11 protein-coding genes and 1 pseudogene are annotated in these 16,485 nt (G+C 70.7%); 6 read left to right on the forward strand and 6 right to left on the reverse strand.

Translation table 11 applies throughout. The features are described from left to right. Positions 1–253: 253 nt before the first annotated feature. The 4 genes and pseudogenes from OG223_RS17205 to OG223_RS17220 all read right to left on the reverse strand — a co-directional run. Positions 254–1,858, reverse strand: a complete 1,605-nt coding sequence (locus tag OG223_RS17205; RefSeq protein WP_329248930.1) for a methyltransferase — start codon at positions 1,856–1,858, stop codon at positions 254–256. 42 nt (positions 1,859–1,900) lie between these two features. Beyond that, on the reverse strand, positions 1,901–3,127 hold the full coding sequence (locus OG223_RS17210; RefSeq protein ID WP_329248933.1) for a 4-hydroxybenzoate 3-monooxygenase: 1,227 nt from the start codon (positions 3,125–3,127) through the stop codon (positions 1,901–1,903). Positions 3,128–3,258: 131 nt separating this feature from the next. Continuing rightward, a complete protein-coding gene (locus OG223_RS17215; RefSeq protein ID WP_329248935.1) occupies positions 3,259–4,599 on the reverse strand; it encodes a DUF3500 domain-containing protein in 1,341 nt (446 codons plus the stop codon). After that, positions 4,542–4,772: pseudogene (locus OG223_RS17220) on the reverse strand (ATP-binding protein); the annotation flags it as partial. The gene OG223_RS17215 and the pseudogene OG223_RS17220, both read right to left, overlap by 58 nt. Before the next feature lie 60 nt (positions 4,773–4,832). Here OG223_RS17220 and OG223_RS17225 point away from each other — a divergent pair. Together OG223_RS17225 and OG223_RS17230 are read left to right on the forward strand one after the other, a co-directional pair. Next, positions 4,833–5,828 carry a catalase gene (locus tag OG223_RS17225; RefSeq protein WP_329248938.1) on the forward strand — a complete coding sequence of 332 codons (996 nt, stop codon included), beginning with the start codon at positions 4,833–4,835 and terminating at the stop codon, positions 5,826–5,828. 147 nt (positions 5,829–5,975) lie between these two features. After that, a complete protein-coding gene (locus OG223_RS17230; RefSeq protein WP_329248941.1) occupies positions 5,976–6,470 on the forward strand; it encodes a hypothetical protein in 495 nt (164 codons plus the stop codon). A 115-nt stretch (positions 6,471–6,585) separates the two neighbouring features. On the opposite strand, the gene OG223_RS17235 is transcribed toward OG223_RS17230, so the two are convergent. Beyond that, entirely contained in the window at positions 6,586–7,578 is a 993-nt protein-coding gene (locus OG223_RS17235; RefSeq protein ID WP_329248945.1) for an ArsR/SmtB family transcription factor, read from the reverse strand. 262 nt (positions 7,579–7,840) lie between these two features. On the opposite strand from OG223_RS17235, the gene OG223_RS17240 reads away from it, so the two are divergent. After that, positions 7,841–8,623 carry an intradiol ring-cleavage dioxygenase gene (locus OG223_RS17240; RefSeq protein ID WP_329248948.1) on the forward strand — a complete coding sequence of 261 codons (783 nt, stop codon included), beginning with the start codon at positions 7,841–7,843 and terminating at the stop codon, positions 8,621–8,623. A 55-nt stretch (positions 8,624–8,678) separates the two neighbouring features. Here the strand turns inward: OG223_RS17240 and OG223_RS17245 are convergent, their stop codons facing one another. Beyond that, the gene (locus OG223_RS17245; protein WP_329248950.1) at positions 8,679–9,335 is read right to left on the reverse strand and encodes a DUF4360 domain-containing protein; all 657 of its coding nucleotides are present in this window, start codon (positions 9,333–9,335) and stop codon (positions 8,679–8,681) included. An 853-nt stretch (positions 9,336–10,188) separates the two neighbouring features. Between OG223_RS17245 and OG223_RS17250 the strand changes: the two genes are divergently transcribed. The 3 genes from OG223_RS17250 (at position 10,189) to OG223_RS17260 (ending at position 16,457) form a co-directional block, all read left to right on the forward strand. Beyond that, on the forward strand, positions 10,189–10,683 hold the full coding sequence (locus tag OG223_RS17250) for a hypothetical protein (protein WP_443073717.1): 495 nt from the start codon (positions 10,189–10,191) through the stop codon (positions 10,681–10,683). A gap of 61 nt (positions 10,684–10,744) precedes the next feature. Further along, positions 10,745–12,946 carry a trypsin-like serine protease gene (locus OG223_RS17255; protein WP_329248952.1) on the forward strand — a complete coding sequence of 734 codons (2,202 nt, stop codon included), beginning with the start codon at positions 10,745–10,747 and terminating at the stop codon, positions 12,944–12,946. 133 nt (positions 12,947–13,079) lie between these two features. Further along, positions 13,080–16,457: an ALF repeat-containing protein gene (locus tag OG223_RS17260; protein ID WP_329248954.1), complete on the forward strand. Its 3,378-nt coding sequence runs from the start codon at positions 13,080–13,082 to the stop codon at positions 16,455–16,457. Positions 16,458–16,485: the final 28 nt, after the last annotated feature.

The following is a 16,485-nucleotide window of genomic DNA, read 5'->3' on the forward strand; positions in this document are numbered from 1 at the left end:
ACGGCGTCAACGCGGACCCATGAGCGCCTCTTTGCAGCTCGCGTTTCATGCTTCACAGCCGCACATGGAAACGTTCGGGCAACGAAATGGCAAAGCCGCACAGGGAGGACGGCCGTCTTTATTTCGGAAGAAGCGGAGTGATTGGTTCCATTCCGCTTCCCCTCCGCTTCCGCGACGGCCCCATGACCCGCCCCACAGCCCGCCCCACCCCTCTGACCTGCTGGTTCGTGAATCGTGGTGCAACCGTTACGACTCAGACAGGCGCCCGCACCGCCTCGACGAGGGACGCCCCCAGCGGCAGGCCGTGACAGGCCCGCACCTCGAAGCCCGCCTCCGCCAGCAGGCGGCCGTAGTGGGCCTCGTCCCGCTCCCGGCCGCCCACGTTGCACAGCATGTGGACGTCCCAGGCGACCGCCGTCGGGGTGGGCAACAGGCGTTCCACCAGCAGGAGTTGGGTGCCGGGGTGCATGGCCTCGGCGCACCTGCGGAGGATGGCGAGGCAGCGGTCGTCGTCCCAGTCGTGGAGGACCCGGGAGAGGAGATAGACGTCTCCGCCCTCCGGTACGGACTGGGTGAAATCGCCCGCGACGAAGGAGCAGCGCTCGGGCAGATGGGCGCGGGCCTCCTCCAGGGCACCCGGGCGTTCGAAGAGCACGCCCTCCAAGTGGGCGTGGGTGCGCAGCAGTCGGGCGAGCAGCGCGCCGTTTCCGCCGCCCACGTCGACCACGCGCTTCACCGCCGAGAAGTCGATCAGTGTCGGTACCGGGGCGAACATCTCGGCGCTCGCCGCCATCGCCCGGTGGAACAGGCTTCCCAGTTCCGGGTGTTGGGCGAAATACGCGAAGTGGTGCTGCCCGTGGCGGTGGGCGAAGGCTTCCTCGCCGGTGCGTACGGCGTGGGTCAGGCCGGTGAAGGAGTCGTAGAACGGGCCGCCGTAGAGCTGTGCCAGCGGGTGGAGGGAGAACTCCGTTCCGGTGCGCAGGGGTTGGCCGGTGGCGGTGAGGTGGTAGGTGCCGTCGGCGGAGGTCAGCAGGCCCAGTGAGGTGAGGTAGCGGAGCAGGCGGCGCAGGGCGTCAGGGTGGGTGGCGGTGAGGTCGGCGAGGGTGTCGGCGTCGAGGCCCGGGTGGTCGGCGAGGTGGTCGGCGATGTTCAACTCGGCCATCGTGGCGACCGCTTGGGTGGCCCAGGCGCCGGTCATGACGCCGAGCAGCGCGGCCGTGGGGTCGGGCAGCGGGTCGTGGCGGCCGGGGAGGCGGAGTTCGAAGCGGCGGTGGGTGGCGGTGCGGTGGTAGAGGACGGTGACGTTCTCGTGGCCGTTGTAGCCGCCGCCGTCGGGGACCGCGCCGCCCCGCTCCTGGAGGAGGAGCCGCAGGCCGGCGGGGACCACCGGGCCGGGTGCGGTGACCGCGAAGGCGTGGTGCGACTCGTGTTCCGCCTCGCGTTCGTCCGCCGCCACGGCTTCCAACGCGGAGTCCGGGGCTACCGGCAGCGCGAAGATCTCGACGCTGCGGGTGCCGACCGCCACGTGCACGATGCCCACCGGGAGGTCGGCGAGTGCCGGGCCGTAGCGGCGGGTGAGGCGGTCGCGGACGACCACGCTCGGGGTGACGTTGCCCGGTTCGAGGCCGAGGCGGCACAGTTCCTCGCGGAGGCCGTCGAGGGAGTCGGGGAAGACGAGGACGGCGGTGTGGTCGAAGACCAAGTGCCGTGCCACGTCCGCCCGTTCGGCGGGGGCCAGGCCCGGGAGCAGCTCGGCGAGGACGTCGTCCGTGTCGTGGGCCTCGACGTAGGCCGCCGCGCGCTCGATGCGTGCTACGTCGGGCTCGGCGAGGCGCGCCTGTACGACGGGGAAGTTCATGAGGGGGTTCCCGGTGATCGTGGGTGGGGACGGGAGACGGGCTCAGATGCCGGTGTAGTTCTCGGCGAAGAAGTCCTGGTGCGTGCGGGAGGTGCGCAGGCTGTCGAGACGGGCGTACTGGAGCGCGCGGCCGTAGCGGGCGCGGGCGTCGACGGTGTTCCCGGTGTCCTCGGCGGACGGGCCGTGCAGCAGGCCGCTCATCCAGTGCGAGAACTCGTGGGCCCGCCAGACGCGGGGCAGACAGTCGGCGGCGTACCGGGCGAGGTCGCTCTCGTCGTCGCGGGTGAGCGCCGACACCAGGGCCCGGGCGAGGCGTTCGGCCTGGAGTACGGCGAGATTGGCGCCCTTGGCGGCGGAGGGGCTGATGAGTCCGGCCGCGTCGCCCGCGAGCCAGAGGCGTCCGGCACCGAGGTCGTCCAGGACGTCGGAGCGCAGGTCGACGACCGCCTTCTCCAGTACGGGACCGTCCTTGAGCACGCCGAACTCGTCCGTACGCAGCCGGGTCGCGAGCTCGCTCCAGATCCGGTCCTCGCTCCAGTCGGCGGGATCGTTTCCTCGCGGGCACTGGAGGTAGTAGCGGGTGGCGGTCGCCGTACGGGCCATGTGCCCGGCGAATCCCCGTTCGTGCAGGGCGTATCCGACGGCGTCCAGGCTGGGCGGCGCCTCGACCAGCACCGCGAGCCAGCTCACGCCGTGGTCCCAGCGGGCCGTGCGGGTGCCGTGTGCGGCCATGGTGGCGCGGGCGACTCCCCGGTGTCCGTCGCACCCGGCGACGTAACGCCCGACGACGTCCGTGCCGCCCGCGCCGTCCGCGCCGTCGGAGACCCGGACCCGGCCGTCCTCGGTGATCTCCTCGACCTCGGTGTCGAAGCGGATGTCGCCGCCGCGTCGGAGGTACTCGGCGAGCAGGTCCCGCACCAACTCCTGCTGCGGGTAGACGGTATGGACCTCACCGCGCCCCAACGCGCCGTAGTCGAGGGTGAATTCACCCCGCTCGCTACGGAAGAGGCAGGTCTGATGGGTCCGTCCCCGGGCCGACAGCCCGTCCGCCAGCCCGTGTTGGGTGAGGACGCGGACGGAGTGGGCGGCCAGGAATCCGGCTCTGGCCCGCCCTTCCACCGCTTCGCGTCCACGCCGTTCCAGGATCACGCAGTCGATGCCGCGGTCCAGCAGCAGGTTCCCCAGGACGAGCCCCGCCGGGCCTGCCCCGACGATCACCACCCCGGTCCGTACTCCGGTCCGCGCGCCGGAGTCGAATCGTTTCCCCACAACCACCCCTGATCTTGCTTTTCTGGCCAAGTGGTTTCATATCAGCAAGATCAGGTAGATGAGCAATCGAAGGCGACTTCTTAGCCCATAAGGGCCAACTGGGCATATGTCACTGGCCGTTGACGCGATCGTCAGTGATCGTTGTCCAGGTGCAGCTTCAGCAGGTCCACGCCGTAGTCGCCGCCGTTGGGGGTGCGGATGATGGTGTGGATGTGCTGCTGGGTCGGGGTGCCGTTGGGACCCCCCATGCCGCCCTTCGTGCCGTAGGCGAGCGGCGACTGGGCGTCGTACTCGATGAGGACGACCGGGCTGTGCACGCGGTAGTAGAAGGCGGAGGAGTCCTTGGTCTCGCCGATCCAGTAGAAGTAGGTCGCGTCGAGGTGGTCCTCGACCTCGGACATCTTCACTTCGGCGTGGCCGTCGTTCATGTTGCCGACGTAGACGCGCACCAGGTCGAGCAGGTTCTGCTTCTGGGCGCTGGTGAAGTCCTTGGCGACGAGCCCCTGGTAGGCGAGCTTGGCGTTGTCCTGGCCGGCGCCCGCCTTCATGTTGTCGCCGGCCTTCTTGTCGCTGGAGATCACCTTGGCGCGCTGGGCGGCGGTGAGCGAGCGCAGGAGGGTGAGACCGGCCGTGGTCTCGGTCTTGAAGAGGGTGATCTTCTCGCCCTTGTAGGTGGCGGAGGTCGGTTCGGACCCCATGAAGGTCGGGGTCATCACGACCTGGTCGCCGAGCACGAAGAAGTTGATGGCCACGTGGTGGCCCTCGTACTGGAAGCCCCACGGCTTGGTGGTCGACGGCGTCCCCATGAAGGTGAAGAAGTACGCGCCCTCGGTGAGCGTGTCCCGGTTCCCGCCGCTGTAGTCGCCGAGGAAGGCGTTCAGCTTCATGATGTTGCGGGTCTGGGTGAGCCCGTCGGCGGACAGCGCGGCGCCGAGCAGCGCGTAGCCCAACTCCCGCTTCTTCGCGGTGACATCACCCATCCGCACGCCCTTGCGCTGGTACCCGTCGACGTTGCTCCAGGCCAGCCACTCGTCGTTGTCGACGTCGAACGTGCAGGACTTGCGTTCCTTGGCGCTGAGCCCGTCGAGGAAGGCCTGCGCGGCCTTGACGATCCCGTCCGTCGAGACGTCGGTGGAGTGGATCGAGTACAGCCCGTCGGTGATCTTGCCGTCGGTGGTCAGGCCCTTGAAGTCGGCGTACTTGACCTCACTCTGCCCGGGACCCATGCCGTTGCCCCCTCCCCCGGGCCCGCCGGACGGCATCGCCCCGGTTGACATGCCTCCGCCGGGGCCGCCCGAGGGGGCGCCGTTCGGGGCGCCGGAGGACGAGGAAGCGGTGGCCGTGTCGGAGGCGTCCGACGAGCAGCCGGTCATGGTCGCCACGGCGGCGACTCCGCCGGCGAGCAGCGCCTTGTTCATGAACCAGCGGCGGCTGCGGTCGGCTTCGGGGGTGCGGGGGCGGTGTCCGTGCATACGGCCCAACCTCCCGCACCAACCTGAGCCGAACCTGAAGCCCCGTCCAGCTTCCTGACCAGCGCCAACCACCTCGGTACGTCGATTTCCACCCTTACGGTCCTGCCCGGCGGCGGCACCCGCTCCACCACCTCCCACCGGTCCGCGAGCGCCTCGACGAGCACGAGCCCGCGCCACCTGGACCAAGTTCATCCTCACCCTGTGATGGTGACCACGGGTGCGATGATGCCGCCATGGCACAGTCACCGCAGGACTCCTCGGTCACCGAAGACGGAATGACCGCGGCTCAGGCCGTCGACCGGATCGAAGCCGCCGCGCGTCCACGCCCGCACGATCGCCGCCTGCACGCGCGCGGGGCCGTCTACGACGCGCGGTTCGTGCCCACCGGGCAGATCGCGAAGTGGACGACCGCCACCTGTCTCACCGCCGAGTCCGACGCGGTCATCCGGTTCTCGAACGGGTCCGGCAATTTCGCCGCCGACGACCGGGCGCGTGGCGTGCGCGGTATGGCGGTCAAGTTCCTTGAGGGGGACGGCAGTAGCGAGGACGCCAAGGCCGTCATGGACCTGGTCGCCGCGAACTTCCGGGTCTTCCCGAGCCACAATCCCGAGGGGTTCATCGACCTGGTGGAGGCGTTGGGGAAGGCGGGCGCGGAGGGCGGGTTCGCGGACCGGGCCAAGGGAAAGCTGGCCGCGGCCGGGAAGTTCGCCACCGTCCTCGCCCAACACCCCGAAAGCCGGGGCGCGTTGAAGTCCTTCGCGGGGCAGCAGGCGCCGGTGAGTTTCGCCACCACGCGCTACGACGGCCTGCACGCCTTCGTGTTGGTCGACGAGTCGGGCGTACGACGGCCCTTCCGCTACCGTCTCGTGCCCCAACTGGGCGAGGTCGAGATCGATCCGGCGTACGCGGAGACACTGGCCCCGGACTTCCTCATCGGTGAGCTGGACTCACGGCTCGGCACCGGGCCGGTCACCTTCACCGTGGTGTGCCAGTTCGCGGAACCGACCGACCCGACCCACGACCCCTCACAAGCGTGGCCGGAACACCGTCCGCTCATCCCGGCGGGCCATCTGCACGTGACGGCCCGCTCGCCGCGCGAGGACCACTGGCAGCACCAGGTCTTCGACCCCACCCGCCTCGCCCCCGGCGTAGAAGCGTCCGACGACAAGATGCTGGCGTTCCGCCGCCACGCCTACTCCGTCTCGGCGGAACGCCGACTCGCCCCGTAGGCCCGGCCCGGCCTGATCGCACCACCTCGCCGTCTTGATTGCGTATCCGTCGAATGTCCCGTCCGCCCGGTGCCGACCGCACCACCATGGGGCGCGGGCGAACGGCCGTTCGCTTCACGGAGCGGAACCTGGACACGGAGGACAGCAATGCACTTACTCCGGACACATCCGATACCCAGAAAGCTGGCGGGACTCGTCGCGGGGGCGGGTCTGGTGCTCACCATGTTGCTGGGCGCGGCACCGGCGCATGCGGTGCAGGCACCGGACTCGGCTTCCCCTGCGGTCAGTTCGAGCGCACAGCACACGCAGTCGACCGCGCTCGTGAGCTCGCCGGCGATCTCGCCGGCCGCCGAGCGCATTCGGTACGTCGACACCAACACCTACGACTGCCCGTACGGGCGGCTGTGCGCCCGCGTGTGGGACCCGAACGTCGGCAGGTACAAGGTGTTCGACCTGTACACCTGCCACACCTACTCGCTCTCCTACTGGAACGACACCGGCGGCTTCTACAACAACCAGACCACCGGCACCGTGGCCCAGTTCTACAACCAGAGCGGCGGAGTCGTCCTCAGCTCCACCGCGTACGGCACGGCCCCCTCGGGCTGGGACTGGGGCCCGATCTGGAAGATCAAGAACTGCTGACCCACAGCACCACGCACCATCCACAGCACTGCGCACCACACCGCGCCCGCCGCACGGCCGTACCCCGGCCCGCGGCGGGCGCTCCCGCGCGCCCATCGCACCCCCGCACACCCCCTCACACCCCCCAGTTCCCGTTCAGCAACGCCTCCCCCAGCCCGGTGCGCCGGTGCAGCATCCGGTGCCCGTCCCGGAACGAGCCGACCAGGCCCGCCTCCCGCAGCACCGTGGCGTGGCGGCTGGCGTTGGCCGGTGAGAGGTGGAGGGCGGCGGCGATGCCGCTGGTGGACATCGGGCGGCCGAGCAGTTCCAGCACGCGGGCCCGGGTGGGGCCCAGCAGCCGGTGCAGGCCGGGTGCGCCGCCGGGCTCGGCCACCGTGAGGCAGCCCGGCACGAGCGGAAGCGGATACACCAGTACGGGAGAGAGTTCGCGGGCGGTGAGGGCGACGGGCTGCCGGACGCAGAAGAAGGACGGGATCAGGGTCAGCGGGCGGCCGTTCAGCTCCAGGCCCCGGTCGAAGGGGTAGCCGCATTCGAGCCGGCCGTCCCGCCAGGTCAGCAGGTCCGGCTGGTAGCTGCCCAGCAGCCCTTCCGCCCCCGCCGCCAGCGCCGAGTCGGCGCGTCTGGACAGGTCCGCGTCGACGGTCCGGTCGATGACCGTCCGGTACGGCGCCACAGCCACCGCGTGATAGTCGCGCACCGCCCGCCCCAGTTGGTGCAGTGCCTCGCTCTCGCCCTCCGCGAGCCGTCGGGCGCCCGAGGGCATCGGCCGGTCCGGGTAGAGCCGGGCGAGTTCGTACCGCAGACGGCTGCGGGGAGTGGAGAGCACCGCGTCCACTCCGGTGTCCGGGTCGGAGTTGCCGATGCCGGGGGTGAGGAAGTCCGGGAAGTAGGAGGCGCACGGGTTCACCTCGATCAGCGACCGGGTCGTCCGGATCAGCCCCGCTCGCGCGAGGTCCTCGCGCACCCGTCTGCGCCAGGGGTCGAAGACCAGGGCCGCGTGCCGGTTCTGGAGCAGGTGGAGGCTGAGGACCACCTCCCACATGAAGTCGCTGCCCGTCGCCACCCGCAGCCGACTGAGGTCGTCCGTACCGAAGTCGATACGCAGCATGTCCCTACGCTCCCCGTGGTACGTCCGCCCCCAGCACATACCGTTGGGGCAGACGGGCAGGCGAGGGCCGACGGTTCCGGAGGCGGCGAGAGTTGTCCGAATAGCTGCGGCACCGACGCGCCGCCGTGCGCGGCCCGGCCCGCCCTGCCGCACCCTCGTCGGCGGTCGCCGTAACTCGCCTGTCTCGCAATGAACTTGACGGACCGTCACTTTGCCGTTCGCACAGGCGGGCGACAGCTTGCGTTTCTATGGTGCCGTGTCCATGACAGACTCCACGAAGGACACAACCGGAGCCACCCCCACACCGGTCGGACGGCGTACCGTCCTGATCGCCACCGGCACCACGGCCGCCGTACTGGCCGTGGGCGCCGCCGCCCACTCCCCCACGACAACCACCACCGCGGACGCAACTCCCGCCGCCGCGGCGGCAGTCTGCACCCTCACCACGGAGATGACCGAGGGCCCGTACTACCTCGACGGCGCCCTGGTCCGCACCGACGTCACCGAGGGCAAGGCAGGCATCCCGCTCAAACTCGCCCTCACCGTCGTGAACGACAGCACCTGCGCCGTCATCCCGAACGCGCTCGTCGAGATCTGGCACTGCGACGCGCTCGGCGAGTACTCCGGGTACGTCGGCAACAACGGCCACAGCGAACCGGACGACGGCACCTTCCTGCGCGGCGGCGTCCTCACCAACGCGAGCGGACTCGCCAACATCACGACGATCTACCCCGGTTGGTACCGAGGCCGCTGCATCCACATCCATGTGAAGGTCCACACCGGCGTCACCCTCACCTCGGACGGCTCGTTCACCGGCGGCAGCGAACTCCACACGGGCCAGCTCTTCATCGACGAGGCCATCACGACGACCGTCGCCAAGCTCTCCCCGTACTCGACCAACACGGTCACCCGCACCACCCTCGCGCAGGACTCGGTCTACGACGACGGCGGCGCCGCGTCCGGCCTCATGACCCTTACGGCGCTGGGCAGTTCGCCCTCGTCCGGCTACACGGGCACGCTGACCCTGGGGGTCGCCCAGAACTGACGAAAGGGGTGGCCCGCGGTGCGACACGGGCCACCCCTCCCCATCTCACCTCAGGTCAGGCGCTCGGGCAGTGCTCCCACGCCATGTGGTACACCGTGCTGATGTCGCCGTCCGTCGAGTCCATGGTCATGAAGCTGACCGCACTGGACGACGAGGAGCCGGCGGCCACCCGCAGCTCCGTGTTGATGTTGAAGTTGCGCTGAACTCCACAGGGCGCCCAGACCAGTTGGGCCCAGTCCGTGGTGTCGGTGGCCTGCCAGTTGTCGTCGTAGGGGCCACTGAAGGGATGGTTCTTGGCGACGGTGTTCGACGAGCCCTGGAAGTAGTACGAGGCCTTCTGCGCACCGCTCGCGCCGCGCTGGAGCGAGGCGAAGCCCCGGTAGTCGGCGCTCGCGATGGCGTAGGTGAAGCCCTGCGGGACATGGACGACCAGGTTGAGCTGGCAGTTCTTGCGGAACGCCGTGGGGTCGGAGTTGCCGCCGACCTGGGCGAGATAGGCGCTGTAGGTCACCGTGAAGGCGGTGTTGTCCTCGGAGACGGCGACCGCGGTCGTGCCCTGCGGGCAGCCGGAGCCGTTCACCGTGGCGACGTTGATGACGATCTTGTCCGGGGGCGGGTCGTCGAACACGGGTGAGGACGAGTGCTGCGCGGACGGCAGCGCGGTGGCGAGCAGTGCGGCGACCGCACCACTCAGGAGGAGCCCACCAGGCATGGTTTCTCCTTGGGGTTGGGGGGTGGCTGCGCCCCAAGTCTTTGAAGAACCAATGAAGTTCCTGTGAAGACCGACGGCGCGCTCGCATCGTAGGAAGCCGCACAGGAAGCGGTCAGGGCGAACTCAAGCCATTCACAGACGCGCCTTTCACACTCTCTCCACAGTGTGTGAACTCTGTTGAAATAAAGGCGTGTTGACCGATCCGTCCCCAGGTGCTTCACAGCCGCACATCAAGGAATCCTTCAGGTACGGCCGTAGCTTCCTCGCCATGACAACAACGGCCGGGCCACCCCGACCGTGGGCGTCAGCACGAGTTGATCTGGAGGCAGATGAATCGGACGTACTGATCGGCTGCCGCCCCTCGGCGGACTCGGACCCGGTCCGCGCCTCCAGCGCCCTCTCCCGGCGCCGGGCGCGGACCGGGTACGCCAGGGCGGCAGTCCACACATGAACACGCAATATCAGGCACGGGACGAGTTGCCTAATTAAAGGTGAACTCCGCTGTCGCACCTCACAGCAATGTGACGCACGCCATATCCATACCCAACCAAAAACCCGACCTTTGCCCCGGTATATCCGATGGACAAGGCTCAGGCAAATGGGATTCCATAGCGCACCTAAAGGGCAGCCAAAGGAATTTCGGCTGTTTATCTCATGCGGGTATCGAGGGCCACCAACGGGGGGTGAGCTCATGAATGTGCGCGTGCACGCCTTTTTATCTCGCGACGCTACGCCGGTTTCACCACGCATCGATTCCGCTCCATCCAGCCGCCCTGAAAGCGGCCTTCACACCTGCGTCGATCCGACGAACAAGGTTGTGATCCCACCTGTGAAGAAGGAACGGAAGAGACACGTGCGGCGTGTTCTCGGCGCCGCGGCCACCACCGCCCTGGCCTGGCTCGTCGTAGCGCAGGGCCTGTCGGGCGGATCCACACCGACAGCCTCGTCCGCCACTGCCGTCGCCGACGAGGCGCCCGGCTATGCCGTGGAGGACTTCGACTATCCGCAGGCCGACAAGATCCTCGCGGAGCAGGGCATCACCCTCAAGCGCGGTGACGGACACATCGTCCTCGCCGACTGCGGGAGCCAGAGCGGCCTGTTGGAGATCATGGCCCGCAGCTCGGACATGATCTGCTTCCGGGTCACCGGCAACTCCGGCTATCTGGCGCTGGAGATCCCCTCGGTCTACGTCATCAGGGGCAACGACTACGCGACACAGGTCGACATGACCGTCGGCGACGAGGAGCAGTCGTACGACATCGCCAAGAACACCTGGACGCCCGTGGGAGAGAGCGCGGACGAGCAGGGGCGCGAGTTCATGCTCGTGGAGATCAGGACCTCCAAGTAGCGCCCCGGGCAGCCCTGTTGCCCCGGCCGACGTCGTTTCTCCTCCTCGTCCCAAGGAAGTCATGCTCACCCAACACACCAGACCCGTCCGCCGCGCCCTGCTCGCCACGGCCCTGATCGCCGCACCGCTCGCGCTGGGCACCGCGCCCGCGCGGGCCGTCTCCGGCACCGCCGCGACCGACACCACCTACGGCTACACCGCCCGCCTGGACATCGGCGGCGGCACCCGCGCCTGCTCCGGCGTCCTCGTCGACGCCGACTGGCTGCTCACCGCGGCCAGTTGCTTCGTCGACGACCCCGCCGCCGGCCTCGACGTACCCGCCGGGGCGCCGAAGCTCGCGACGACCGCGACCATCGGACGCACCGACCTGACCACCACCGGCGGCGTGGTCCGCAACGTGGTCCAGTTGGTCCCGCGCACCGATCGCGACCTGGTCCTGGCCCGCCTCTCCCGCCCGGTCACCACCGTCACCCCCGCCGCTCTGGCCACCACCTCGCCCGTCACCGGCGAGGAACTGCGGGTCGCCGGATACGGCCGCACCGAGGACGAGTGGGCGCCGCTCGCGCTGCACAGCGGCGCGTTCTCCGTGGACGCCTCCGACGCCACCACCGCCACCGTCACCGGCAAGGACGGCGTGTCCATCTGCGCCGGCGACACCGGTGGCCCCGAGGTCCGCGTGAGCGGCGGCCAGGCCCAGCTCGTCGGCATCAACAGCCGTTCCTGGCAAGGTGGTTGCTTCGGCATCGACGCCACCGAGACCCGTACCGGCGGCATCGCCACCCGGGTCGACGACCTCGGCAGTTGGGTCGCCGCCCAGGTCGCCGCGACCCACGGAGCCGACTTCAACGGCGACGGCGTCGAGGACACCGCCGTCGGCGATCCCAGGGCGTCGGTGGCCGGTCAGTCCGGGGCCGGCCTGGTGAAGGTCGTCTACGGCGGCGGCAAGGGCAGCGAGACGGTCCACCAGGACCTCGACTACGTGCCGGACACGGCCGAGGCGAGCGACGGGTTCGGCCAGGCGCTCGCCTCGGTCGACTACGACGAGGACGGCTACACCGACCTGGTCGTCGGCACCCCCGCCGAGGACATCGGCACGGTGGCGAACGCCGGCATGGTGACCGTCCTCTACGGCTCCGCCGACGGCCTGGGCAAGGGGAAGGCCGCGCTCAACCTGGTGCAGGGCACGGGCGCGGGGGACATCCTGGCCGCGGTCTCGGAGGCCGACGACCAGATGGGCGCCGCGCTGGCCGCCGGAAGGACCGCCGCCGGTGAGCCGTATCTGCTGATCGGCATGCCCGGCCAGAACCTCAAGGGCTACGTGGACGCCGGCCAGGTCTTCTACCTGCGCGGCAGCACCAACGTGAAGATCCACCAGGACTCGTCGGGCGTGGTGGGTGTCATCGAGGCCGGCGACAGGTTCGGTGCCTCCGTCGCGGGCGACGCCAACACCATCACCATCGGCTCCCCGGGCGAGACCGTCAACACCGCCGCGAACGCCGGCATGGTGACGATCCTGAAGCACACGCTGAACACGGCCGGCATCCCCACCGCCGTGGCGAGCATCGACCAGGACAGTGACGGCATCAGCGAAGGGGCCGAACCCCAGGACCTGTTCGGTGCGTCGGTGGCGACGGTCGCGTACCGTCCGTCCGGCGCCACCGCCGCCACCGACTCGATCATCGCCGTCGGCTCACCCGGCGAGACCCTGTGGGTCGGCACGACCTCCTACGCGGGCGCGGGGCTGGTGCTCACGCTCCGGGTGACCGCGGCCGGCGTGGTGACCCAACTGGCCACCGTCCACCAGGGCGTCGACGGAGTGAACGGGGCGTCCGCGGCCGGTGACGGCTTCGGCACGTCGGTCGCCGTCGCGAACACCACGCCGAACGCCACGGGCACGGCCGCGACCATGCTGCTGGCGGTCGGCGTCCCCGGCAAGGACGTCGACACGGCCACCGACGCGGGCGTCGTACAGACGTTCTCCCTGCTGGGCGCGCCGGGTGACTCCGACCACTGGATCCAGGCGGGCAACGAGCGCGGTCTGCCCGGCACTCCGGGCGCGTCGCAGCTCGTGGGCACCTACCTGTACGCCACGCCCACCCATCTGTGGATCGGCATGCCGAACGGCCCCTCCGAACGCGGCGCCGTGCACGGCCTGCCGTGGTCGAACGCCATGGGCGGCACGGGCGCCACGGTGACGACGTATCAGCCCGGTCTGAACGGCCTGCCCCTCACCGGCAAGGCCTTCGGCATGGCGATCGGCTGACCCTCGGGTCCGCCGCCGCTCCGTTGAACTCGCGCGCCGGACCAGGGCGCGGCTCACCCACGCTCCGCCCGGCGGTGTGACGCCATCCGTGCGTCACACCGCCGGGCCCCGATCCCTGAGGACAGCTTTGAATGTGAACACGACCTACTGGAGCAGACGGCGCGTTCTCGGCGCCCTCGCGGCCACGACAGCCGTCGCCGCCACCTCCAGCCTCGTTCTCGGTTCAGCCCCTGCCCAAGCCGCCACCACCCCGCCGGACGACCTCGACGAGGGCGACCCGTTCAGCCTGCCCGACACCGACCGGGCGAAGGCCGTCAAGGCCTGGCTGCTGGGCGGCAAGGCCGTCCGCGCCGCGGCGGAAGTGGTGCTGATCGGATCCGACACCGACGTCCAGACCTTCCTGACGGTCGACCTCCCCAAGGCCACGGCGGAGGACAACCGCGTCGCCGTCCTCACCTCCCTCGCCGGCGGCGGGAAGGGCAGCCGGCGTGCGGCCGCCGCCGCGCTGGAGGGCGGTGACACCTCCATCGCCGAGTACCTCGCGGGCGGCTTCAAGAGCGCCTTCGTGGAGGACATGAGCGTCGCCACCGGGACCGTGATGGCCGTGAGCGGCAAGGGCGTGAACCGCTACGGCAACACCGCCCTGAGCGCGGGCACGCAGGCCGCTCTGGAGCAGTTCCTCACCGAGGACCAGTACACCGGCCGCCTGGAGGACATGCGCGTCGAGGCGGCCAAGCTTCTGGTGCTGGCCGGTCCCGAGGTGCAGAAGTACGCCTCCCGGGCGCTGGACGGAACCGCGGCCGACGTCGAGTGGTTCCTCGACACCGGCCAGCACATCGCCCGCGCCCGCGACCAGGAGTCCGCGACGATCGAGGAACTCGTCGCGGTCGTCGAACGCGAGGGCAAGAAGGCCGACGCGCAGACGAAGGAGGCCGAGGAGGCCTCCGCCCGTGCCGTGGAAGCCGCCGAGGAGGCCAAGGAGGCGGCGGAGACCGCGGCGGCGGAGGCCCAGGCGGCCCAGGACGACGTGGTCAAGTCCGGCAAGGCGGCGCGTAAGGCGGCCGAGGCCGCGACGGGCGCGGCCGACTCGGCCCGGGTCGCGATCCGGGCCTCCCACGCCGCCGTCCAGGCGTCCCGCCGCGCCGCCTATGCCGCCACCGCCGCGAGCCAGGCCGCGGCCAACGCCGGGTCCGCCGCCGCCACGGCGTACAGGGCGGCCATCGCCGCGTCCAAGGACGCCGGCCAGGCAGCCGCCTGCAAGACCGCCGCCGTCGCCGCCCGCAACGCCGCGGCCAAGGCCCGTAGCGCGGCGAAGGCCGCCGACGCGGCCGCCACGTCCTCGGCGGCGGCCGCGAACGCCGGGGCAGCCGCCGCCGGGGCGGCCCGTAACGCCGCGGCCGCCGCGAACGCCTCCGCCGCGGCCGCGGCCTCCGCCGGCAAGGCGCAGGCGGAGGCCGCGGAGGCCAAGCGGCAGGCGCAGATCGCGAGCACCAACGCCACGATCGCCACCAACGCGGCCGGCACGGCACAGACGTTGGCGACCGCGTCGGCGACCGCCGCCCGCACCGCGCGCGACGCCGCGAACAGCGCGGCCGACCACGCGGACAACGCCGCGACGGCTGCCGAGTGGGCGTACCAGTACGCGGGCCAGGCCCTCGACTACGCCAACAAGTCCACCGCGTTCGCCAACTCGGCCACCGCGGCGGCGAACACCGCCACCGACGCCGTCACCCACGCGGTCGCGGTGGAGGAGGCGGCGCGGGAGGCCGAGTGGCAGCGCCTCGACGAGGACCTGAAGCAGGCGATGGAGGAGACCGGCCTGCTCGCCCGGATCGAGGACCAGGAGCGGGCGGAACGCGCCGAGAAGCGCACCCAGGACGAGCAGGCCGAGCAGGCCACGAAGGACCTCGTCGCGCAGGCCGAAGCGGCGCTGGCCGCGGGCAACACGGGCCTGGCCGCCACCCTCGGGCGCAAGGCGTCCATCGCCCTGATGAACTCCCAGGGCTCCTGGTCGCGCGAGGCGGCCCGGTTCGCCCTGTGCGGCACGGACGCCGACGTGCACGGCTGGATCGACACCGACCGGCAGCTCGCACAGCGACAGGACGACCGGGAGACCGTCCTCTACCTGGCCCAGATCGCCGCCCCGGACGTCGCGGACGCCGCGACCGCGGCACTGGCGAGCGACGCCGTGGACGCCGCCACCGGGTTCCTCACCGGCGGCGTCATCGAGGCCGCCGCGACGGACAACCGCGTCGCGGTCGCCAGGGTCCTGGCCAACAACCCCGGCAGCGCGGTGAAGAAGGCGGCGAACGCGGCGCTGGACGCCGGCACCGCCGAGGCGCTCTACGAGTTCCTCGCTGTCACGCACGAGGCGGCGCAGAAGGAGGACGACGCGGTCGCCACCGCCACCCTCATCGCGAACGCGGGCCCGTACACGCAGGCCCACGCCCAGGCCGCGCTGGAAGGGCCGGCGTGGATCCGCCGCAACTTCATCGCCTCGGCGCAGCACCGGACCGCGCAGCTCGACTACGACTCCGCCGCCCACATCGCCGGCATCCAGGGCGCGATCGCCGCGTCCGCGAAGATCGCGCACAAGGCCCAGGAGAGCGCCGCCCGTGCGCAGCAGGCGGCGGCGACGGCGCGCAACGCCGCCGCCGAGGCGCAACAGTGGTCGGACAAGGCGAACGCGTCGGCCGCCCAGGCCACTACGGCGGCCACTCAGGCGGACGCGAACGCGGACGCGGCCGACCAGTCGGCCAAGGACGCGCAGGCCTCGGCCGACAAGGCCAAGGTGGCGGCCGGCGCCGCGCGTACGGCCGCGCGCTCGGCGAACTACTCCGCCAACCGTGCCGTGGACGCCGCCCGCCGCGCGGTGGCCTCCGCCAACTCGGCCCAGGCGTCGGCCGCTTCGGCCCGCGCCTCCGCCATCCAGGCGGGCCAGGACGCGCAGACGGCCGCTGCCGCCGCGAGCCAGGCGCACCAGATCGCCTCGGCCAAGCGCCGGACGGAGATCGCGGCGGCAGCCAAGCAGGCGGCCATGGACGCCCGCGACGCGAAGGCGGCCGGTACGAACCCGGCCGACACCACCGACAACGACGCCGTCAAGGGCGGTCTTCCCTGGTGGAAGGAGGACGCCAGGTGGCTGGCGAACGCCACCAACTGGCTCAGTATCGGCTTCGGCTTCGCCGGCGCCATCACCGGCCTCGTCGGCGGCTTTTTGGCCGGTATCATCTTCCCGCCCGCCGTGCCGTTCGTCGTGGCCCTCGCGGAGGGCTTCGGGTACGCCTCCCTCGTGTACTCCGGACTGAACGTGCTGTTCACCGGAATCGGCTACGGATGGTCGAGCAGCGAGTTCCAGTCGTCCCTCGGCAGCGCCGGTCTGAGTCTGCTCACCTTCGGCCAGTCCAAGTGGATCGGTGCTCTGGGCGGCTCCACCGTCATCACGAAGGTCAGCCAGTTCGGCCATGACCTCATCTCGCCGGTCACCGGCCTACTGGGGTCCCTGTTCTGACCCGATCCGATCTGATCCGATCTGATCC

This window comes from Streptomyces sp. NBC_01478 (assembly GCF_036227225.1).
GTDB lineage: Bacteria > Actinomycetota > Actinomycetes > Streptomycetales > Streptomycetaceae > Streptomyces.

Coding starts and splice junctions, on each gene's coding strand:
- OG223_RS17255 (WP_329248952.1), top strand. CDS start 10,745: ATGCTCACCCAACACACCAGACCCGTCCGCCGCGCCCTGCTCGCCACG.
- OG223_RS17205 (WP_329248930.1), bottom strand. CDS start 1,858: ATGAACTTCCCCGTCGTACAGGCGCGCCTCGCCGAGCCCGACGTAGCA.
- OG223_RS17235 (WP_329248945.1), bottom strand. CDS start 7,578: ATGCTGCGTATCGACTTCGGTACGGACGACCTCAGTCGGCTGCGGGTG.
- OG223_RS17225 (WP_329248938.1), top strand. CDS start 4,833: ATGGCACAGTCACCGCAGGACTCCTCGGTCACCGAAGACGGAATGACC.
- OG223_RS17240 (WP_329248948.1), top strand. CDS start 7,841: ATGACAGACTCCACGAAGGACACAACCGGAGCCACCCCCACACCGGTC.
- OG223_RS17245 (WP_329248950.1), bottom strand. CDS start 9,335: ATGCCTGGTGGGCTCCTCCTGAGTGGTGCGGTCGCCGCACTGCTCGCC.
- OG223_RS17215 (WP_329248935.1), bottom strand. CDS start 4,599: ATGCACGGACACCGCCCCCGCACCCCCGAAGCCGACCGCAGCCGCCGC.
- OG223_RS17230 (WP_329248941.1), top strand. CDS start 5,976: ATGCACTTACTCCGGACACATCCGATACCCAGAAAGCTGGCGGGACTC.